Genomic DNA, 19,456 nt, shown 5'->3' with positions numbered 1-19,456 from the left:
TCGTGTTCGTCCTACCCTTGCTTCACCCGCAGCAACCCTTCCTGCGCCACGCTTGCTACCAGCATCCCGCCGCGCGAGTAGATCGCCCCGCGTGCGAAGCCGCGCGCATGGCCGGACCAGGGGCTGTCCATCGTATAGAGCAGCCAGTCGTCCATCGGCGGGGTCTGGTGGAACCACACCGCGTGGTCGAGGCTCGCGCCCGAGACGCCGGGCGAGAAGAAGCCGAGCCCGTGCGGCATGAGCGCGGTGGAGACCAGCGCGAAGTCGCTCGCATAGGCAAGGATCACGCGCTGCATCGCCGGCTCGGCATCCAGCGGGTGCGCCAGGCGGAACCACTGGTGGCGCTGCGGCAGCTCGCCGCCGCGAACCGGCGGGCAGGGCCGGATGTCGAACGAGGCGAGGCGGTCCACCAGGAACGGCGGCAGTTTCTGTCCGGCGGCGGCCAGCGCATCGCGGAAATCCGGGCACTGCTCGGGCGCGGGTACGTCCGGCATGGCCACGGCGTGGGAAAGCCCTTCCTCGTGCCGGTGGAACGAGGCGGCGAGGTTCAGGATCGGCTTGCCGCCCTGCATGGCGACGACGCGGCGGTTGGAGAAGCTGCCGCCATCGAAATCGGGCAGGACGCGGTAGATGATCGGGCGGCCGGAATCGCCCGCACGCAGGAAATAGGCGTGGAGCGAATGGGCCTGCCGCTCGGGATCGATCCCGCGCGCGGCGGCGTCCAGCGCCTGGGCCACGACCTGCCCGCCATAGACCCGGCCGGGCTGCTCGGCGGAAGCGGCGCCCCGGAAGATGCCGGTGTCGATTTCCTCGACGGAGAGCAGGCCGCGCAGTTCCGCCACGGCAAGGCGGGCGTCATCAGTCATCGGCATGGTTTTCCCTGAGCGCGGCCTCGATCGGTTCGACCGGCGTGCCTTTCAGCCAGGCGAGCGACTGGCGTTCGATCGAGAGCAATTCTTCCAGTGTCTGTTCGATCGCGGTCTTCTGCTGGCGCAGCTCGTTTACCCGATCCGTGACCTTGACCAGAAGCGCGCGCACTTGCTCGTGATGCTCGGGGTCGACGTCGTAGAGGTCGAGGAATTCCTTGATCTCCCGGATGGAGAAGCCGAGCCGCTTGCCGCGCAGGATCAGCTGCATCCGGCCCATCTCGCGGCGGGAGTAGATCCGCGTGGTGCCGACGCGCTGCGGCGCGATCAGGCCCTTGTCCTCGTAGAAGCGCAAGGTGCGCATGGTAACGCCCAGCTCGGTGGCCGCTTCCTGGATGCCGAGCATATCGGGGTTCACGCCGCCCGCCTCGGCGGCCGGCGTGTTCTCTTCAGGTGTCAAGGCTGCCCCGGTTCCGGTCACGCAGCGGACCCTTGGGCCGATCCCGCGGCCCGGCGCGCGGCTTCTTCCTCGACCAGTTCCTTCTTGGAGAGCTTGCCGACGAGCGTCTTGGGCAGGCTGTCGCGAAACTCGATGCTGCTGGGCATCTCGATCTTGTTGAGCCGCTCCTTGAGGAAGGCCATCAATGTATCCTGGTCCAAGACGTCCCCCGGGTGCAGCGCCACGAATGCCTTGGGGGCTTGCCCGCGATAGGCGTCAGGCACGCCGATCACGATCGCCTCGTGAACCATCGGATGCTCGTAAAGCGCATCCTCGATCGTTCGCGGATAAACGTTGTATCCCCCACACAGGATCATGTCCTTGATCCTGTCCACGAGGAAAAGATAGCCGTCTTCGTCGAGATAGCCAACGTCTCCGGTGCGCAAGGCGCCGAAGATGAAGGTCTTTTCCGATTCCTCGGGACGGTTCCAGTAGCCGGACATGACCTGCGGCCCGCGCGCGCAGACTTCGCCGCGCTCGCCCTGGGGCATGATCCGGTGCGGATTGTCGGGATCGCGGATCTCCAGCGCGGTGCCGGGGAAGGCCGGTCCGCAGGAGTTGTCCTTCACATCGCCTTCCAGTGGATTGCAGGCGATGATCGGCGAGGCTTCGGACAGGCCGTAGCCCTCCACCACGCGCACGCCGGTGCGCTGCTCGAACTTCTGGCGCACTTCCAGCGGCAGCGGCGCGCCGCCGGAGATGCAGACGCGCACCTGGTCGAATTCGCCGTGGAGCTGCTGGTTGTTGAGCGCGGTGTAGAGCGTGGGCACGCCGAAGAACTGCGTGGGCTTCGTGCGCTTGGCGGTCGCGAGGAACGACTTCATCTCGAAGCGCGGCAGGAGGATCATCTCCGCCGCGGTGTCCACCGAGTAGTTGAGCACGGTGGTCAGCGCAAAGACGTGGAACAGCGGCAGCACGCCGAGCGTGCGCTCCTGCTGTTCGGGCATGTGGCCGACGTGCGCGATCATCTGCGCCGAATTGGCGGCGAGATTGGCGTGGCTCAGCATTGCCCCCTTGGGCACGCCGGTGGTCCCGCCGGTGTACTGGAGCACGGCAAGGTCGGAAGGCGAACGCTCCACCGGATCGGGATCGGCATCGCGCGCGATGAGGTCAGCGAAGCGCAGGAAGCGCAGGTCATGCGGCTCATGCGCGATGTCCTTGCGCTTGAGCAGGCGATAGGCGCGGCCCTTGAGCCGGGGCAGGGCATCGGCGATCGGGCAGACCACGACCCGGCGCAGCGCGCCTTTCCCCACGAGCGGCTCGATCTTGGGAAGCGACAGCGCAAGGTCGGAGGCGACGATGAATTCCGCGCCCGAATCGTCCACCAGATGCGCCATCTCGCGCTCGGTGTAGAGCGGGTTGAAGTTCACCACGATCCCGCCGATGCGCAGGATCGCGAAGTAGCAGATCACGTAATAGGGCGTGTTGGGCAGGCACAGCCCCACCCGCGTCCCCCGCTTGACGCCGAGGTCCTGGAACCCCCGCGCCGCGCGGCGGGACAGGTCGCCGATCTCCCTGTAGGTCCACTTGCGGCCCATGAAGTCGATCGCCGGCCAGGCGCCGTGGGCTTCCACGGCATGGTCGAGCAGGTCGGTGAGCAACCGCGGCGCGATCGGCGGCATCTCTTCCGGGTGTTGGGAGGAGGTTTCCGGGACGGAGTGGCCGCCGATCGTCGCCGCGGCGCCCATCAGAAGGACACCCGCGCGCCGAGCGAGAACACCAGAGCGGAAGCGTTCTGGAGGCTGCCGTTGGTGATGACGGGCGTTTGCGCGGCGGTGCCGGGATAGGCCGCGGTGATGCGGTCGATCGGTGCATCCTTGAAGGTGATGTACGATGCGGCCGCGTCGATCGCGATCTTCTCGCTCATGTTGTAGGTGGTGCCGGCCGAGAAATTCCAGCGGTTGCTGTCAGGCACGCGGGCATCGCGGTTGCCGTTCGAGGTCGGGGTCTCGCCGTACTGGACGCCGCTGCGAACCGTCCACTTCGGGCTCACGTCGTAGTCCACGCCGAACGCGTAGGAGAAGCCGTCCTTGTAGTTCTCGGGGATCGACTGGTTGATCGGCGCGCCGAGGTCGATCGAATCGAACTTGCTCCAGCCATAGGCCACGACCTGCGCATTGAGCGTGAGCTGCTTCGTCGCCTTGATGCGGCCGGACATGATCGCCTGCCACGGGGTTGAGAATTCGGCGTTGGCGTCGAGCGAGGTGTTCTGCGGGGCGAGCGGGCCGAGCAGTCCGTCGATGGTCAGCGTGCCCTTGAGCTTGTGCTTGATCGCCGACTTGTAGGCGACGCCGATCGAGGCCGGGCCGTTGTGGTACTGCGCGCCGACCGACCAGCCCACATCCCAGCCATTGCCCTTGAGCTGCTGATGGCCGTCCGCGAGCAGGGGCGAGAGGTTGGGCAGGTAGTTGCCGAGGGTCGCGTCGACATATTCGACATTGGCGGCGGCGCCGACGTAGAAGCCTTCGAAGGGCTGGAAGGCCACGCTCGGCTGGATGTCGATCGTGCGCAGCTTGGTCTTGTCGGCCGAGTAGCGCGCCCAGCTGTCGGCATCATAGTTGGTGGTGAACGAATAGGGCGAAGTCACCGTCAGGCCGAAGGCGAACTTGCCGGTGCCATAAGCGATCGAGCCCGAAGGCAGCACGCCGTTGTTGATGGGGTTCTTGGCCACGCCGTTACCGCCGACGGGGGCGGGAGCCTGGCCGGGGCGGACGATCACGGTGCCGTCGTCCACCACTTTGCCGCGCGGCAGGATGACGCTGGCGTGGACCGAGGCCTGGCCGCCATCGAGGCCGCCGATTGCCGCCGGGTTCCACCAGAGCGAGTCGACGCCGGTATCGGCGGCCTCGCCCGAGAAGGCGCGTCCCTGTGCGCGTACCGACTGTTCCTGAAGGTAGAAGGCCTGTGCATGGGCCGAGCCGGCGAAGCCGAGCACGATGGCCGATGCGGTACCTGCAAGAAGGATGCGGCCCGAAGTGCGTTTCATGTCCCTAATCTCCCAATTCATCTTCATTCCCTGAACCTCTGTCGTTTTCCCGGCGCGCCTCAGGGAATGCGCGTCCAGGTCTGGGTCTTGCACAGGGGCCAGACGATGCAGCCCTTGAGCTTGAGGGTGTCGGCGCCGACAGGCGTTATCGTCGCCTTGTAGGTGCCGCCGTCCTCAGGGTTGTAGATCTGTCCTTCGACCCATTCGTTCCCCTTGGCCTTGAACCCGCCGACGATCTGCAGGCCCTTCACCTTGCGGGTGCGCTTGGTGGTGTCCTTGTTGTTGATGTCTCGAAGGTCGGGGTTGGCCTTCAGCCCATCCGAATCGACGATTCGTCCGCAGACCGATTCGCCGCAGCGGCCCAGTTCGACCACGCCGTGCTTCGAAGGCGTGCGCCACTTGCCGACGACGGAGTCGTTTCCGGCCGCGAACGCCGGATTTATGCCGGGAGCGAGCAGCACCGCGCCGGCAACCAATGCCAGCCCCACGGGTTTCCAATTTCTCATGAGCGACCTCTCCATCGTCTCTCCAATCGGACATCTTCTCACCGGCGGGACGGGGCCCTTACGGTGGGATGCTGATTTGTCGTAACCCAAAATTTGCTTGACGTATAGGGAAAGAATTGCACCCTTAGGGAAGACGACGACGCAGCTTCGGGAAAAGCCCAAGGCGCGTCCGCCCACGGAGAGAGTGCATGCAAAGTGTCGTGATCGCGGGTTACGCCCGCTCGCCCTTCCACTTGGCCAACAAGGGCGCGCTGGCCCGCGTCCGCCCCGACGACCTTGCCGCCCAGGTGATTCGCGGCCTGATCGCGAAGACCGGCGTGGAAGCTGCTGATATCGAAGACGTAATTGTCGGCTGCGCATTCCCCGAAGGCGAGCAGGGCTTCAACGTCGCACGCCTCATCGGCCTTCTGGCAGACCTGCCGATCTCGGTCGGCGGCATGACCGTGAACCGGTTCTGCGGCTCCTCGATGAGCTCGATCCACTACGCCATGGGCCAGATCGCCATCGGCGCGGGCGAAGTGTTCGTTTGCGCGGGCGTCGAATCGATGAGCCGCGTGCCGATGATGGGCTTCAACCCGCTGCCCAACCCGGCGCTGGCGGCGAAGAGCGCGGCCTACATGTCGATGGGTGAGACCGCCGAGAACGTCGCCACCAAGTACCAGATTTCGCGCGCCGATCAGGAAGCGCTTGCGGTCTCCAGCCAGCAGAAGGCCTCGGCCGCGCGTGACGCCGGCAAGCTGACCGACGAGATCGTGCCGATCCAGACCAAGACCGGCCTCGTCAGCGAAGACGGCACCATTCGCGGCGAAACCACCGCAGAGGGCCTTGCCGGCCTGAAGCCCGCGTTCGATGCCGCAGGATCGGTGACCGCCGGCACCTCCTCGCCGCTGACGGACGGCGCCAGCGCCGTGCTCGTCACCACCGAGGAATATGCCCGCGCCCACGGCTTGCCGATCCTCGCCCGCATCAAGTCGGTCGCGGTGTCGGGCTGTGCGCCGGAAACCATGGGCCTTGGCCCGATCCTTTCCAGCCAGAAGGCGCTTGAGCGCGCGGGCATCGCTGCCGGCGATCTCGACGTGGTGGAACTGAACGAAGCCTTCGCTTCGCAGGCGCTGGCCTGCATCAAGGACCTCGGCCTCGACACTGCCAAGGTGAACATCGACGGCGGCGCGATCGCCATCGGCCACCCGCTGGGCGCCACCGGCGCGCGCATCGTCGGCAAGGCGGCCTCGCTGCTGAAGCGCGAAGGCGGCAAGTATGCACTCGCCAGCCAGTGCATCGGCGGCGGTCAGGGCATCGCCACGATCCTGGAGTCGGTGGAATGAGCGACACCATCAAAAAAGTCTGCGTGATCGGCGCCGGTACCATGGGTGCCGGGATCGCCGCTCAGGTCGCCAATGCCGGCGTGCCGGTGCTGCTGCTCGACATCGTTCCAAAGGACGCGACCAACAGGAACGTGGTGGCCGAAGGCGCGGTGGCGAAGATGCTGAAGACCGAGCCTGCGCCGTTCATGAGCAAGTCCGCCGCCAAGCTGGTCGAAACCGGCAACATCGAAGATCATCTGGACAAGGTTGCCGAGTGTGACTGGGTGATCGAGGCGGTGATCGAGCGTCTCGACATCAAGCAGGGCCTCTACGCCAAGCTCGAAGCAGTGAAGCGCGACGGCACCGCCGTTTCGTCGAACACGTCGACGATCCCGCTTGCCAATCTGGTCGAAGGGCGTTCGGATGCGTTCAAGCGCGACTTCCTGATCACCCACTTCTTCAACCCGCCGCGCTACATGCGCCTGCTGGAGATCGTCACCGGCCCCGCCACCGACGCTGCCGTTGCCGCCAGGGTCGAACGGTTCGCCGACATTTCGCTCGGCAAGACGGTGGTCAAGGCCAAGGATACCCCGGGCTTCATCGCCAACCGTATCGGCACCTACTGGATCCAGCTTGGCCTTAACGCCGCGTTCGACATGGGGATCACCGTCGAACTGGCCGACGCCATTGCCGGAAAGCCGATGGGTGTGCCCAAGACCGGCATCTTCGGCCTTGTCGATCTGGTCGGCATTGATCTGATGCCGCACCTGCAGGCCAGCCTCACCTCGACGCTGCCCGCAGGCGACCTCTATCACGGCATTGCCCGCGACATCCCGCTGATCAACAAGATGATCGGCGAAGGCTACACCGGCCGCAAGGGCAAGGGCGGTTTCTACCGCCTCAACAAGGAGGCCGGTCGCCGCAAGGAAACCATCGACCTCCAGACCGGCGAATATCGCCCGACCGTGACCGCGCAGGGCCCGCGCGGTGCTGCCGCCAAGGGCGACCTCAAGGCGCTGGTCGAAAGCAAGGGCGATATCGGCGCTTACGCCTGGGCCGTGCTCGGCGCCACGCTGGCCTATGCCGCCAGCCTCGTGCCCTCGGCCGCCGATGACGTGGTTGCCGTCGATGATGCGATGAAGCTGGGCTACAACTGGAAGGCCGGCCCGTTCGAGATGATCGACAAGCTCGGCGCCAGGTATCTTGCCGAACGCCTCGCCGCCGAAGGCAAGGCCGTGCCGGAGATTCTGACCGTGGCGGGAGACCGCACGTTCTACCGGATCGAGAACGGCAAGCGCCAGTTCCTCGGCCTTGACGGCGAATACCGCGACATCGTCCGCCCCGAAGGCGTGATGCGCCTTGCCGACGTGAAGCTTTCGTCGAGGCCCATCCTCAGGAACGCCTCGGCGGCGCTCTGGGATATTGGCGACGGTGTCGTCTGCCTTGAATTCACCGGCAAGATGAACGCGCTCGACGGCGAAGTCATGAAGCTGATCGGGCAGGCCATTCCGCTGGTGGCGGCGCAGTACAAGGCGCTCGTCGTCTACAACGATGCCGATACCTTCTCGGCAGGCGCCAACCTTGGCCTCGCGCTCTTCGCGGTGAACATCGCGGCGTGGAGCGAGATCGAGAAGCTCGTTGCCGGCGGCCAGCTGGCCTACAAGGGCCTGAAGTACGCTCCGTTCCCCGTCGTCGGCGCGCCTGCCGGCATGGCGCTGGGCGGTGGCTGCGAGATCCTGCTGCATTGCGACGCGATCCAGGCCTATGCCGAACTCTACTGCGGCCTCGTGGAATGCGGCGTCGGCCTCGTTCCGGGCTGGGGCGGCAATGGCGAGATGATCGACCGCTGGCGCAAGGCCCCGGGCATGCCCAAGGGCCCGATGCCGGCGGTGGCCAAGGTGTTCGAGATGGTCTCCACCGCGCAAGTCTCCAAGTCTGCCCAGCAGGCGCGCGAGATGATGATCCTGCGCAAGGATGACGGCATCTCGATGAACCGCGATCGCCTGCTCTACGATGCCAAGCAGAAGGCGCTGTCGCTGGTGGAAGGCTACACCCCGCCCGAAGCACCCGAGTTCAAGCTGCCCGGCGCCGGTGGCCGCACGGCGCTTGGTCTGGCTGTCGAGGGCTTCCACAAGCGCGGCATGGCGACCGACTACGACGTGGTCGTCTCCGGCGTGCTGGCCGACGTGCTGACCGGCGGCGACGAGTTCGACCTCGTCGACACGGTGAGCGAGGGCGAACTGCTCAAGCTGGAACGCGATGCCTTCATGGGCCGCCTGCGCGATGGCCGTTCGGTCGCCCGCGTCGAGCACATGCTCGAAACCGGCAAGCCCCTGCGGAACTGATGCTGCGTAACTGATAAGGTATGAATGCGCGCCCGTCGGTGATCCGGCGGCGCGCGCGAGGAGAGTGACATGCAAGTCTACGAAGCGCCCCTGCGCGACATGAAGTTCGTGCTCCACGAACTCCACAACGATGACGGCTTCGGCAATCTCGAAGCCCTGGCCGAATTCACGCCTGATCTGGTGGACGCCGTGCTGGAAGAGGCCGCCAAGGTGGCGCAGGAAGTCCTGCTGCCGCTGAACCGCAGCGGCGACATCGAGGGCTGCACGCTGGAGAACGGCGTGGTCCGCACTCCCGCAGGCTTCAAGGAAGCCTACGACATGTTCCGCGAAGGCGGCTGGTGCGCGCTGGCGTCCGATCCCGAGTGGGGCGGGCAGGGCCTGCCCGAAGCGCTGAACAAGCTGACCGAGGAGATGATCTGCTCCTCCAACCTGTCGTTCAGCCTCTATCCCGGCCTCACTCACGGCGCGACCACCGCGATCGAGGGTTACGCCAGCGACGCGTTGAAGCAGGCCTACCTGCCCAAGATGGTCGAGGGCACATGGTCGGGCACGATGTGCCTTACAGAACCGCACTGCGGCACCGACCTCGGCATGCTGCGCACCAAGGCCGTTCCTCAGGGTGACGACAGCTACAAGATCTCCGGCGCGAAGATCTTCATCTCGGCGGGCGAGCACGACCTGACCGAGAACATCATCCACCTCGTCCTCGCGCGGCTTCCCGATGCCCCGGAAGGCGTGAAGGGCATCTCGCTGTTCCTCGTGCCCAAGTATCTTCCCAAGGAAGACGGCACGCCCGGCCCGTCCAACGGCGTTTCGGTCGCGGCGATCGAGCACAAGATGGGCCTCAAGGCCTCGGCCACGTGCCAGCTCAATTTCGACGATTCGATTGGCTGGCTGGTCGGCACCGCGAACAAGGGCATGGAAGCCATGTTCAAGATGATGAACACCGAGCGCGTCTCGGTGGGCATTCAGGGTCTTGGCGTGGGTGAAGCGGCCTATCAGTCCGCCGTGTGGTACGCCAAGGACCGCGTGCAGGGCCGCTCGCTGTCAGGCGTGAAGAACCCCAAGGGCCCGGCCGATCCGATCATCGTCCATCCCGACGTGCGCCGAATGCTGATGACCGCGCGCGCTTACAACGAAGGCTGCCGCGCGCTCGGCGCCTGGGTCAGCCGCGCGCTCGACGCCGAAAAGCACGCGACCGATCCCGCCGTGAAGGCCCGCGCGGAAGACTTCATCGCGCTGATGACCCCGGTGGTGAAGGCGCTCTTCACCGACTGCGGTTATGAAAGCGCGAACCTGGCCGTGCAGGTCTACGGCGGCCACGGCTACATCGCCGAAAGCGGCGTGGAGCAGTTCGTGCGCGATGCCCGCATCGCCATGATCTACGAAGGCACCAACGGCATTCAGGCGCTCGACCTCGTCGGCCGCAAGATGCCCGCGCACGCCGGTCGCTACCTGCGTTCGTTCTTCCACCCCGTTTCGGACTTCATCGAGGCGAACAAGGCGGACGAGACCTTCGGCAAGATGATCGAGGGGCTGGAAAAGGCCTTCGGCGCGCTGCAGCTCTCGACCGGCACGATTGCCCAGAAGGGCATGAAGGACCCCGAGGAAGCCGGTGCTGCCGCGACCGACTATCTGCGCCTGCTCGGTCTTGTCGCCATGGGTTACTGCTTCGCCAAGGCGGCGCTGATCGCCAAGGCGCGGCTGGACGAAGGCACGGGCGAGGCGGCGTTCTACACCGCCAAGATCGCGACTGCCCGGTTCTTCTTCGACCGTCTGCTGCCACAGGCCACTGCAGCGTTCCTCGCCATCAAGTCGGGCAAGGCTTCGATGATGGCGCTCGAAGCGGACATGTTCTGAGGTAGCGCGTTCAGGATCGCCGAAATGAAAAGGGGGGCGGGCATCATTTGCCCGCCCCCCTTTTTTATAGCGCAATCTCAGGCCGCGCCGACCCAGACCACCCAGCCTGTCAGCCAGGCCGCGACGATGCAGGCGATCAGCCGCCAGACCGGTGCCTTCACCATGCCGGTCGTCCCGGCGGGCATGGCGCGGGCGCCGGTAATCATCGGTGCGATCAGGTTGTCGCGCTTGATGACGCGGTAATAGACGATCGCCGCAAGGTGCAGCACGATCATCGCGAGGATCAGGTAGAACACCGTTTCGTGCAGGTCGGTCACGCGGCTCGCCGCCGTCGAGGAGACGAGGTGATTGAGCGGCCCCGTCGTGCCGTCGTCGGGATCGCCCGCAAAGAGGCCTAGCGTGATTTGCAGGGCCATCAGGCCGAGCAGGACGACGACGCTCCAGCCGCCTGCGGGGTTATGCCCGGCGGTCGGCGTGTCGTTCTGTGAACGCAGATGTCCCAGCACCACCCGCGGCCCGCGCACGAACGAGGAGAATCGCGCCGTCGAACTGCCCACAAAACCCCAGAGCACGCGGATCACCACCAACTGCATCAGGATCGTGCCGATGCTGGTGTGCCAGCCCATTTCGCCGTTTTCGGCCGTCCACCAGAGCGCCGGGATCAACAGGGCGAAGCTCCAGTGGATGATTCGGACCGGCCAGTCCCACAGCGGGGTGCGGACGGTCGCCGCACCCTTGTGTGAACTCACTGCTTCTTCTCGCGGAAGGTGTCGTGGCAGCCCTTGCAGGCTCCGCCGATCTCACCCATCGCCAGTGTCGCGGCCTTGGCATCCTTGGCGTCGGCCGCAACCTTGAGGTTGCCGGCTGCGGTTGCCAGCTTGTCGGCCGCAGCCTTGAACTCGGCAGGCTTCTGCCAGATCGTGGGCAGGGCCTCGGTCTTCTCGCCCGATTCCTTGCCGCTGCCGTCAGGGAACAGGCCGACGATCTTGCCCGCATCGGTCTGGATCGAGGTTGCCGAGGCGGCGACCGTGGCGAAGTCGGGGCTTGCGGCCTCCAGTGCGGACTTTGCGGCCTTGTTGGCCTTGCCGATCGCCTTGAAATTGGCTTCGCGCGCCTCGATCGTCTCGGAAACGTCCACCGGCTCGCCCGAGGCGTTCGTCGTGGTCGCGGCGGGTTCGGAGCCCTTGCAGCCAGTCATGGCGGCTGCCAGCGCAAATGCGGCTAGGGTTGTCGTCAGGATGGTCTTCGATGCCATGTCGCTGCTCCTGGCAGTTATCTTCCAAAAAGCGGGGAGGCCGTACTTGTTTGCCCGTCGGCCCTGGTCCCAAGCGCTTGATAACCGTTGTTGTTGCCATGCAGCGAATGGTTTTTGATGCTTACCCGAAAACCACCCCGTCCATCAGCTTGCGCGCGGTACGAAGGAGGGCGGCGCTCTTGACGGCGCCGCCCTCGTCCGTGTCGAGGACACAAGACATCTCGCCGGTCGGATGTTCGACCGACAGCGTCTTGCGGCGACCCTCGGGGATCTGGGCGACTTCGGCGGCGGGCGAGCCTTCGATCAGGCAGGCCGTGGCCACCGAGACCGCGCCGAGCACGCCGATCGTGGCGTGGGCGCGGTGGGGAATGAAACTGCGCACGGTCACCGCGCCGCCGTGCTTCGGCGGGGCGACCAGCATCATCTTGGGAACCGACTTGTCCTTGACGTCGCCCAGGTTCATCCGTTCGCCCACGGCAAGGCGGATGGCCTCGATCCTGGCCTTCAATTCGGTATTGGCGTCAAGGCTCTCGCGGTCCTCGTAGCCGGTGACGCCCACGTCCTCGGCCTTCATGACGACGCAGGGCATGCCGTTGTCGATCAGGGTCACGCGCACGCCGTTCACTTCGTCGGCCGCGTTGCCGCTGGGCAGGAGCGAGCCGCAGGAAGAACCGGCGGTGTCGCGGAATTCCAGCGGGATCGGGGCATGGGTGCCGGGAACGCCGTCGATCGCGGCCTCGCCCTTGTAGGAGACCATACCGCCGGGCGTCTGCACGGTGGCGACGGCGACCTGCCCGGTATTCTCCATGAAGATGGCTACGGCGGTTTCTTCACCCCTGGCCTCGATCAGCCCGCGCTCGATGGCGAAAGGGCCGATGCCGGCGAGGATGTTGCCGCAGTTCTGCTGGTCGCTGACGAGCGCCTGATCGACGAAGACCTGAAGGAACAGGTAGTCGACGTCGATGCCCTCGCGCGTGGATTTGCTGACGACGGCCACCTTGCTGGTCAGCGGATCGGCGCCGCCCATGCCGTCGATCTGGCGCGGATCGGGGGAGCCCATGATGGAGAGCAGGAACGCGTCGCGGGCCGCGGTGTCTTCGGGAAGGTCGCTCTTGAGGAAATAGCCGCCCTTGGAAGTGCCGCCGCGCATCCACATGCAGCGAACGCCCTGCTCGACCGGCCCGGTTGCACTCATCACGCCATCTCCTTGTCCCGCAGTCGGCTTCCTGCCGGAGCGTGCGGGAAGGGGGAAAGAGAAACTTTGGACGCGCCATAGGATTTGGCTAAGAGTGGCCCCATGGACATCTGGAACTTCAACCTTCGGCATCTGCGTGCAGTCGCCAAGATCGCCGAATTGGGGACGGTCAATGCCGCCGCATTGGCCGTAAACCTCAGTCAGCCTGCGATAACACAGGCGTTGGGGCGGCTTGAGGCAATGATAGGGCTGCCGCTGTTCGAGCGTCGTCACGATGGCATGATCCCGACCCGGGCCGGAGAAATCCTCGCCCCCCGCATCGGCGCGGCGCTTTCCCATATCCAGAGCCCGCACGTCACCATGTCGCGCCTGCGGGCGCTGCTCGCGCTGGCGGAAACGGGCAGCTATGCCGGGGCCGGACAGGAAACCGGGCTGTCGCTTCCTTCGATCCACCGCGCGGTCAACGATCTGGCGCTGGCGCTGCGGCGGCCGCTGGTGGCGCGGCAGGGCAAGTTCGTGATCACCACCGAGGCCGGCACCCAGCTCGCCCGCGAATTCCGCCTGGCGAAAGTCGAACTGGAGGCCGGTCTTTCCGAGGTCGAGGCGCTGCGCGGGCTGGAAACGCGGCGCATCGCCATCGGCGCCATGCCGCTTTCCCGTGCCCGCATCCTGCCCGCCGCCGTGGCCCGGTTCCTGTCGCGGCGGCCCAGGGTGAAGCTCAACATCGTCGAGGGATCGCGCGCCGAGCTGGTCGAGCCGCTGCGCAACGGTACGCTCGATCTCATGGTCGGCGCCTTGCGCGATCCGCTGGTGGAGGGCGACCTGATCCAGCATCCGCTTTTCGAGGATCGTCCGGCGGTCTACGGCCGCAAGGGTCATCCGCTGGAAGGTGCGAACCCCCGTGCTGCCGATGTCGCCCGCTTTCCCTTCACGCTGCCGCCGCGCGGCACGCCGCTGCGCGACAGTTTCGAGCGTTATTTCGAGGAGCACGGCGTGCCGCTGCCGGAAGTGCCGGTCGAATCGGGATCGGTGATGATGATCCGGCAAGTAATGATGGGCGGTGATTTCCTTACCGTGCTCTCGCCCGATCAGGTGACGGTGGAACTGGAAGCGGGCTGGCTCTGCGAGTTATCGCGGCTTCCGGCCGAATTTACCCGCCATATCGGCATGACGACCCGCGCTTCCCTGCGTCCGACCGAGGTTCAGAGCGAATTTTTCGCCGATCTGGAATGGGCGGCGCGGGAGGTTTCGCACTGAGCTGCTTTTAGGCAGGGCTTATAGCTTCCGGGTGGTTCCAATTGGCCGCTTTCAGCCAATCAGGGCATGACAGGAGGCATGGACAGATCGATCGCCCTTATCGGGTTTGGAGAAGCCGGATCGACGTTCGCGGGAGCAGGAGATTGGTCGGCGCAGGCTCGTGCCTTCGACATTCTTCCCGCGTGCCGTGACGTCATGGCCGAACTCGGCATCACCGCCTGCGACAGCGCGGCCGAGGCGCTTGCGGGCGCCTCGCTGGTGCTCTCGCTCGTCACCGCAGATGCTGCGCCGCTGGTGGCGGAACAGGTCGCACCGCTCCTGGGCGAGGGCGCCTTGTTCTGCGACATGAACTCGGTCGCGCCGGGCACCAAGCGGGCGGCCGCAAAGGTGATCGCTCAAGGCAAGGGCCGCTATGTCGACGTGGCCGTGCTCGCGCCGGTGAACCCCGCGCGGATGAAGGTGCCGCTGCTGGTGTCCGGCCCCGATGCCGCGGAGGCGGAAAGCGCGCTGACGGCGGTGGGCTTCACCAATGTCCGCGTCGTCGGCGATGCGGTCGGCCGGGCTTCGGCGATCAAGCTGGTGCGCTCGGTCATGGTCAAGGGGCTTGAGGCGCTGACCGCCGAGATGATGATGGCCGCCCATGCCGAAGGCGTGGCGGACGAGGTGCTGTCCTCGCTCGACGCCAGCGAGAAGACCATTCCCTGGGCGGAACGCGCGGACTACAATCTCGACCGTATGCTGGTCCACGGCCGCCGCCGCGCCGCCGAGATGGACGAGGCCGCGGAAATGCTGCGTTCGCTGGGCATTCCGCCGCTCATGACCGAAAACACCGTCGCCTGGCAGCAGGCGCTGGGCGCGCTTGGCATCGCGCCGCCGCCCGAAGGATTCGAAGCCAAGCTCGCGGCGGCTGTCGCGGCAGGCGTACTCAAGGGAGAGAATTGAGCATGTCGCTCATCATCGACTGTCACGGACATTATACCGTCCTGCCCAAGGCGCATGACGCCTGGCGCGAAGCCCAGATCGCCGCGTTCAAGGCCGGTGAAGCCGCGCCGCCCTACCCGGAAATCTCGGACGCCGAGATCCGCCAGACCATCGAGGACAACCAGCTTCGCCTCATCAAGGAGCGCGGCGCCGACCTTACCGTGTTCAGCCCGCGCGCCAGCGCGATGGCGCACCATGTCGGCGATCAGGCCATGTCCGAGGCATGGGCGGTCCACTGCAACAATCTTATCGCCCGCGTGGTCCACATGTTCCCCGAGACGTTCGTGGGCGTGTGCATGCTGCCGCAGAGCCCCAAGGCGGACCTTTCCGCCTCGGTGAAGGAACTGCGCCGCTGCGTCGAGGAACTGGGCTTCATCGGCTGCAACCTCAACCCCGATCCGGGCGGCGGCCACTTCGAGCATCCGCCGCTGACCGATGAATACTGGTTCCCGATCTACGAGGCGATGAGCGAGCTGGACGTTCCGGCGATGATCCACGTCTCGGGTTCGTGCAACCCGGCGATGCACGCCACCGGCGGCTTCTACATCGCGGCGGACACCGTGGCCTTCATGCAGCTGATGCAGGGCGATCTTTTCGCGAAGTTCCCCAAGCTGCGCTTCATCATCCCGCACGGCGGCGGCGCGGTGCCGTACCACTGGGGCCGTTATCGCGGTCTGGCGGACATGCTGAAGAAGCCTTCGCTTGACGAATACATCATGAACAACGTGTTCTTCGACACTTGCGTCTACCACCAGCCGGGCGTGAACCTGCTGGCCGACGTGATCGACAACAAGAACATCCTGTTCGGCTCCGAAATGGTCGGCGCGGTGCGCGGGATCGACCCGCAGACCGGCTTCTACTTCGACGACACCAAGCGCTATGTCGATGCGCTCGACATCTCCGACGAGGAGCGCCACGCGATCTTCGAAGGCAACGTGCGCAAGGTCTTCCCGCGCCTTGACGCCAAGCTCAAGGAACGTGGCCTGTGACCGACAAGAATCCGACCGACAAGAATCCTTGCGAGAATGCGGGTGGTCCGATCGACATCCACGCCTATCTCGGCGAGTTCGACGATATTCCGGGCACGCGCGTCTACACCGCTAAGCGCGCGCGGCAGGGCTATCACCTGAACCAGTTCGCGATGAGCCTGATGAAGGCGGAAAACCGCGAGCGCTGGAAGGCGGACGAGCGCGCCTATCTCGACGAATGGCCGATGACCGAGGACCAGAAGCAGGGCGTTCTCACCCGCGATTACAACCGCCTGCTCGATCTGGGCGGCAACATCTACTTCCTCGCCAAGGTCTTCTCGACCGATGGCCTGAGCTTCCTTCAGGCCGTCTCGACGATGACCGGCATGAAGCTGGAAGACTATCAGGCGATGATGATCGCCGGGGGCCGCTCGCCCGAGGGCCAGCGCTCCATCAAGGAGCACCGTTGAGATGGCCCGCATTACGTACGGCATCGCCTGCAGCCACATCCCGGCGCTCGGCGTCGCGTCGGACTTCGACAAGTGGGAAGATCCCTACTGGAAGCCGATCCAGGAAGGCTTCGCGCCCACCCAGAAGTGGGAAGCGGAGAACCTGCCGGACGTCGTGATCCTGGTCTACAACGATCACGCTTCGGCCTTCGACATGAAGATCATCCCGACGTTCGCGATCGGCTGCGGCGAAAGCTACAAGCCGGCGGACGAGGGCTGGGGCCCGCGCGCGGTGCCCGACGTGGAAGGCCATCCGGACCTTGCCTGGCACATCGCCCAGAGCCTGATCCTCGACGAATTCGACATGACCATCATCAACGAGATGGACGTCGATCACGGCCTTACCGTTCCGCTGTCGATGATGTTCGGCAAGCCGGAAAAATGGCCGGTGAAGGTGATCCCGCTGGCGGTCAACGTCGTCACCTATCCGCCGCCGTCGGGCAACCGCTGCTGGGCGCTGGGCGAGGCGATCGCGCGCGCCGTCGAAAGCTTCGATGAGGACCTGAACGTGCAGGTCTGGGGCACCGGCGGCATGAGCCACCAGCTTCAGGGTCCGCGCGCGGGCCTCATCAATGCCGAGTGGGACAACATGTTCCTCGACAAGCTGTCGGGCGACACGCAGGAACTGCGGTGCATTCCGCATATCGAATACCTGCGCGAAACCGGCAGCGAAGGCATCGAGATGGTCATGTGGCTGATCATGCGCGGCGCGCTGGGCAAGGAAACCCGCGAACTGCGGCGTTTCTACCATGTGCCTGCCAGCAACACGGCGGTCGGCCACATCGTGCTGGAGCCGGTGAATGGCGACGTGCCGTCCTCGACGACCGTCGAAGGCGCGGCCTCGCAGCATCTCGCAGACTGATTCCGCGTGCCGGTGCTTGACGCCGGCACGCTCCTTCCCTTGATAGAGTTTCCAAGGAGATTTCCATGCGTATTGCCCTCGTAGGCGCGGGTGCTTTCGGTGAAAAGCATCTCGACGGCCTGAAGAACATCGATGGCGTAGAGATCGCCTCGGTCATCAGCCGCTCGGCCGAGCAGGCTGCCGAAGTCGCCGCCAAGTACGGCGCGCTGCACTCCGGCACCGATCTGGCCGAAGCGCTGGCGCTGCCCGACGTCGATGCCGTGATCCTCTGCACCCCCACGCAGATGCACGCGCAGCAGGCTATCGCCTGCATGAACGCGGGCAAGCACGTGCAGGTCGAGATTCCGCTGTCGGACAGCTGGGCCGATGCCGAAGCCGTCGTGGCGAAGCAGAAGGAAACGGGCCTCGTCTGCATGGTCGGCCACACCCGCCGCTTCAATCCTTCGCACCAGTACGTGCACAACAAGATCACCGCGGGCGAATTCAACGTCCAGCAGATGGACGTGCAGACCTACTTCTTCCGCCGCAAGAACATGAACGCCAAGGGCCAGCCGCGCTCGTGGACGGACCACCTGCTGTGGCACCACGCCGCGCACACGATCGACCTGTTCGCCTATCAGTCGGGCAAGATCGTTGCTGCCAACGTGCTGCAGGGGCCTAAGCACCCGGAACTGGGAATCGCCATGGACATGTCGATCCAGCTGAAGGCTGAGACCGGCGCGATCTGCACGCTCTCGCTCTCGTTCAACAACAACGGCCCGCTCGGCACCTTCTTCCGCTACATCGGCGACAGCGAGACCTACATCGCGCGTTACGACGATCTGGTGAACGGCCGTGAAGAGCCGATCGACCTCACCGGCGTCACCGTGTCGAACAACGGCATCGAGCTTCAGGACCGCGAATTCGTCGCCGCCATCCGCGAAGGGCGTGAGCCCAACTCGTCGGTCGGCAAGGTGCTCGATTGCTACCGCGTGATCGGCGAACTGGCGCAGAGCCTCGAAGCGCAGGACGGCTGGTCCTGATCATGGCAAAACGCCTCCTCGCGGGCCGTCCGGTCCACTCCGTCGGTCTCGGCTGCATGAATGTGGCCTGGGCCTACGGCAATCCGCCGTCTCGCGAGGAGGCGGCCCGCCTGTTCCGCCACGCGCTGGACGCGGGCTGCGATCACTTCGACACCGCCAATATCTACGGCATGGGGCTGAGCGAGGAAATCCTCGGCGAAGCGATCATGGACCGGCGCGGCGAGTTCCTGCTGGCCTCCAAGACCGGCATCCTGATCGACGGCGCCCGCCGCGGCATCGACTGCGCGCCGGAGAGCATCACCGCCTCGCTTGACGCCAGCCTGAAGCGGCTGGGCACCGATCACATCGATCTGTTCTACATGCACCGCTTCGATCCCAAGGTGCCGATTGCCGAGTCGGTGGGCGCCATGGTGCGCGCGATCGAGGCGGGCAAGATCGGCGCCTATGGCGTGTCCGAATGGTCCACCGCGCATATCCGTGAGGCACACGCGGTGCATCCGGTGGCGGCGGTGCAGACCGAATATTCGCTCTGGACGCGCAATGTCGAACTGGGCGTGCTGGACGCCACGCGCGAACTCGGGATTGCGCTCGTCGCCTTCTCGCCGGTCGCGCGCGGGGCGCTGGGCGGCGAGCTGGCCGATGTGAACACGCTCACCGAGAAGGACCTGCGCCGCAATTTCCCGCGCTTCGTCGGCGAGAACTGGACGCATAATCTGGCGCTGATCGAGGAATTCAACGCTCTCGCCTCCTCGATCCGCGTCACCCCGGCGCAGCTGGCGCTGGCCTGGGTCCTCGCGCAGGCCGGGCACGTCCATGCCATCCCCGGCACCCGCTCGATTCCCCACTTCGACCAGAATCACGCGGCCGCCGCGCTGGAAATCGACGCGGCCGTTCTGGAGAAGGCGGGCGCGCTGATGAACCAGCAGACCATTGCCGGCCATCGCTACCCGGACATGATCAAGCCGACCATCGATACCGAGGACTACGCCTGACCGGCCGATAGCCCTGACGGAACATAGGCTCTCCGGGACGGTTCTGACG

18 protein-coding genes are annotated in these 19,456 nt (G+C 65.6%); 10 read left to right on the top strand and 8 right to left on the bottom strand.

Translation table 11 applies throughout. The annotated features are described in order from the left end of the window. Positions 1–11: 11 nt before the first annotated feature. From ACXJ16_RS09595 to ACXJ16_RS09575, 5 genes are all read right to left on the bottom strand, one after another. Positions 12–866, bottom strand: a complete 855-nt coding sequence (locus ACXJ16_RS09595; RefSeq protein WP_185997936.1) for an acyl-CoA thioesterase — start codon at positions 864–866, stop codon at positions 12–14. Continuing rightward, positions 859–1,272, bottom strand: coding sequence for a MerR family transcriptional regulator (locus tag ACXJ16_RS09590; protein WP_185998849.1), 414 nt, complete (start codon positions 1,270–1,272; stop codon positions 859–861). The genes ACXJ16_RS09595 and ACXJ16_RS09590 overlap by 8 nt, the downstream gene beginning before the upstream one ends. A gap of 71 nt (positions 1,273–1,343) precedes the next feature. Beyond that, on the bottom strand, positions 1,344–3,053 hold the full coding sequence (locus tag ACXJ16_RS09585) for a long-chain-fatty-acid--CoA ligase (protein ID WP_054440032.1): 1,710 nt from the start codon (positions 3,051–3,053) through the stop codon (positions 1,344–1,346). Beyond that, positions 3,053–4,351 carry an OmpP1/FadL family transporter gene (locus ACXJ16_RS09580; protein WP_185997935.1) on the bottom strand — a complete coding sequence of 433 codons (1,299 nt, stop codon included), beginning with the start codon at positions 4,349–4,351 and terminating at the stop codon, positions 3,053–3,055. The genes ACXJ16_RS09585 and ACXJ16_RS09580 overlap by 1 nt, the downstream gene beginning before the upstream one ends. A gap of 59 nt (positions 4,352–4,410) precedes the next feature. After that, positions 4,411–4,857, bottom strand: coding sequence for a DUF2147 domain-containing protein (locus tag ACXJ16_RS09575; RefSeq protein WP_054440036.1), 447 nt, complete (start codon positions 4,855–4,857; stop codon positions 4,411–4,413). 188 nt (positions 4,858–5,045) lie between these two features. On the opposite strand from ACXJ16_RS09575, the gene ACXJ16_RS09570 reads away from it, so the two are divergent. The 3 genes from ACXJ16_RS09570 to ACXJ16_RS09560 all read left to right on the top strand — a co-directional run bounded on the left by ACXJ16_RS09570 (position 5,046) and on the right by ACXJ16_RS09560 (position 10,366). Continuing rightward, the gene (locus ACXJ16_RS09570) at positions 5,046–6,182 is read left to right on the top strand and encodes a thiolase family protein (RefSeq protein WP_324698331.1); all 1,137 of its coding nucleotides are present in this window, start codon (positions 5,046–5,048) and stop codon (positions 6,180–6,182) included. Continuing rightward, the gene (locus tag ACXJ16_RS09565) at positions 6,179–8,506 is read left to right on the top strand and encodes a 3-hydroxyacyl-CoA dehydrogenase/enoyl-CoA hydratase family protein (RefSeq protein WP_324698333.1); all 2,328 of its coding nucleotides are present in this window, start codon (positions 6,179–6,181) and stop codon (positions 8,504–8,506) included. The genes ACXJ16_RS09570 and ACXJ16_RS09565 overlap by 4 nt, the downstream gene beginning before the upstream one ends. Before the next feature lie 69 nt (positions 8,507–8,575). After that, positions 8,576–10,366, top strand: a complete 1,791-nt coding sequence (locus tag ACXJ16_RS09560; protein WP_132469491.1) for an acyl-CoA dehydrogenase C-terminal domain-containing protein — start codon at positions 8,576–8,578, stop codon at positions 10,364–10,366. 77 nt (positions 10,367–10,443) lie between these two features. Here ACXJ16_RS09560 and ACXJ16_RS09555 read toward each other — a convergent pair whose 3' ends face one another. The 3 genes from ACXJ16_RS09555 to ACXJ16_RS09545 all read right to left on the bottom strand — a co-directional run bounded on the left by ACXJ16_RS09555 (position 10,444) and on the right by ACXJ16_RS09545 (position 12,816). Further along, positions 10,444–11,115: a cytochrome b/b6 domain-containing protein gene (locus tag ACXJ16_RS09555; RefSeq protein WP_463920549.1), complete on the bottom strand. Its 672-nt coding sequence runs from the start codon at positions 11,113–11,115 to the stop codon at positions 10,444–10,446. Then, complete coding sequence (locus ACXJ16_RS09550; protein WP_207906124.1) at positions 11,112–11,621, bottom strand: c-type cytochrome; 510 nt, start codon at positions 11,619–11,621, stop codon at positions 11,112–11,114. Before ACXJ16_RS09550 ends, ACXJ16_RS09555 begins: the two co-directional genes overlap by 4 nt. Before the next feature lie 121 nt (positions 11,622–11,742). Further along, positions 11,743–12,816, bottom strand: coding sequence for a 4-oxalomesaconate tautomerase (locus tag ACXJ16_RS09545; protein ID WP_463920547.1), 1,074 nt, complete (start codon positions 12,814–12,816; stop codon positions 11,743–11,745). 102 nt (positions 12,817–12,918) lie between these two features. On the opposite strand from ACXJ16_RS09545, the gene ACXJ16_RS09540 reads away from it, so the two are divergent. The 7 genes from ACXJ16_RS09540 to ACXJ16_RS09510 all read left to right on the top strand — a co-directional run bounded on the left by ACXJ16_RS09540 (position 12,919) and on the right by ACXJ16_RS09510 (position 19,407). Beyond that, a complete protein-coding gene (locus ACXJ16_RS09540) occupies positions 12,919–14,073 on the top strand; it encodes a LysR substrate-binding domain-containing protein (RefSeq protein WP_463920545.1) in 1,155 nt (384 codons plus the stop codon). Between the two features lie 78 nt (positions 14,074–14,151). Further along, positions 14,152–15,015 carry an NAD(P)-dependent oxidoreductase gene (locus tag ACXJ16_RS09535; RefSeq protein ID WP_463920543.1) on the top strand — a complete coding sequence of 288 codons (864 nt, stop codon included), beginning with the start codon at positions 14,152–14,154 and terminating at the stop codon, positions 15,013–15,015. 2 nt (positions 15,016–15,017) lie between these two features. Then, the gene (locus tag ACXJ16_RS09530) at positions 15,018–16,043 is read left to right on the top strand and encodes an amidohydrolase family protein (protein WP_054440050.1); all 1,026 of its coding nucleotides are present in this window, start codon (positions 15,018–15,020) and stop codon (positions 16,041–16,043) included. Next, a complete protein-coding gene (gene ligA, locus ACXJ16_RS09525) occupies positions 16,040–16,492 on the top strand; it encodes a protocatechuate 4,5-dioxygenase subunit alpha (protein ID WP_324698341.1) in 453 nt (150 codons plus the stop codon). The genes ACXJ16_RS09530 and ligA overlap by 4 nt, the downstream gene beginning before the upstream one ends. 1 nt (position 16,493) lies before the next feature. After that, complete coding sequence (locus tag ACXJ16_RS09520) at positions 16,494–17,393, top strand: class III extradiol dioxygenase subunit beta (RefSeq protein WP_463920540.1); 900 nt, start codon at positions 16,494–16,496, stop codon at positions 17,391–17,393. Positions 17,394–17,458: 65 nt separating this feature from the next. Continuing rightward, a complete protein-coding gene (locus ACXJ16_RS09515) occupies positions 17,459–18,415 on the top strand; it encodes a Gfo/Idh/MocA family oxidoreductase (RefSeq protein ID WP_324698345.1) in 957 nt (318 codons plus the stop codon). A gap of 2 nt (positions 18,416–18,417) precedes the next feature. Further along, positions 18,418–19,407, top strand: a complete 990-nt coding sequence (locus tag ACXJ16_RS09510; protein WP_324698347.1) for an aldo/keto reductase — start codon at positions 18,418–18,420, stop codon at positions 19,405–19,407. Positions 19,408–19,456 lie beyond the last annotated feature (49 nt).

Source organism: Novosphingobium sp. TK71 (assembly GCF_055361505.1).
Note: the sequence above shows the minus strand (reverse complement) of the source record. Positions and strands in the feature narration are given on the sequence as shown.

What these genes read in the sequence shown, in the direction of transcription:
- ACXJ16_RS09545 (WP_463920547.1), bottom strand. Translation starts at nt 12,816, where the DNA reads ATGAGTGCAACCGGGCCGGTCGAGCAGGGCGTTCGCTGCATGTGGATG.
- ACXJ16_RS09550 (WP_207906124.1), bottom strand. Translation starts at nt 11,621, where the DNA reads ATGGCATCGAAGACCATCCTGACGACAACCCTAGCCGCATTTGCGCTG.
- ACXJ16_RS09520 (WP_463920540.1), top strand. Translation starts at nt 16,494, where the DNA reads ATGGCCCGCATTACGTACGGCATCGCCTGCAGCCACATCCCGGCGCTC.
- ACXJ16_RS09595 (WP_185997936.1), bottom strand. Translation starts at nt 866, where the DNA reads ATGACTGATGACGCCCGCCTTGCCGTGGCGGAACTGCGCGGCCTGCTC.
- ACXJ16_RS09510 (WP_324698347.1), top strand. Translation starts at nt 18,418, where the DNA reads ATGGCAAAACGCCTCCTCGCGGGCCGTCCGGTCCACTCCGTCGGTCTC.
- ACXJ16_RS09580 (WP_185997935.1), bottom strand. Translation starts at nt 4,351, where the DNA reads ATGAAACGCACTTCGGGCCGCATCCTTCTTGCAGGTACCGCATCGGCC.
- ACXJ16_RS09515 (WP_324698345.1), top strand. Translation starts at nt 17,459, where the DNA reads ATGCGTATTGCCCTCGTAGGCGCGGGTGCTTTCGGTGAAAAGCATCTC.
- ACXJ16_RS09560 (WP_132469491.1), top strand. Translation starts at nt 8,576, where the DNA reads ATGCAAGTCTACGAAGCGCCCCTGCGCGACATGAAGTTCGTGCTCCAC.
- ACXJ16_RS09535 (WP_463920543.1), top strand. Translation starts at nt 14,152, where the DNA reads ATGGACAGATCGATCGCCCTTATCGGGTTTGGAGAAGCCGGATCGACG.
- ACXJ16_RS09570 (WP_324698331.1), top strand. Translation starts at nt 5,046, where the DNA reads ATGCAAAGTGTCGTGATCGCGGGTTACGCCCGCTCGCCCTTCCACTTG.
- ACXJ16_RS09530 (WP_054440050.1), top strand. Translation starts at nt 15,018, where the DNA reads ATGTCGCTCATCATCGACTGTCACGGACATTATACCGTCCTGCCCAAG.
- ACXJ16_RS09575 (WP_054440036.1), bottom strand. Translation starts at nt 4,857, where the DNA reads ATGAGAAATTGGAAACCCGTGGGGCTGGCATTGGTTGCCGGCGCGGTG.
- ACXJ16_RS09590 (WP_185998849.1), bottom strand. Translation starts at nt 1,272, where the DNA reads ATGCTCGGCATCCAGGAAGCGGCCACCGAGCTGGGCGTTACCATGCGC.
- ACXJ16_RS09565 (WP_324698333.1), top strand. Translation starts at nt 6,179, where the DNA reads ATGAGCGACACCATCAAAAAAGTCTGCGTGATCGGCGCCGGTACCATG.
- ACXJ16_RS09585 (WP_054440032.1), bottom strand. Translation starts at nt 3,053, where the DNA reads ATGGGCGCCGCGGCGACGATCGGCGGCCACTCCGTCCCGGAAACCTCC.
- ACXJ16_RS09540 (WP_463920545.1), top strand. Translation starts at nt 12,919, where the DNA reads ATGGACATCTGGAACTTCAACCTTCGGCATCTGCGTGCAGTCGCCAAG.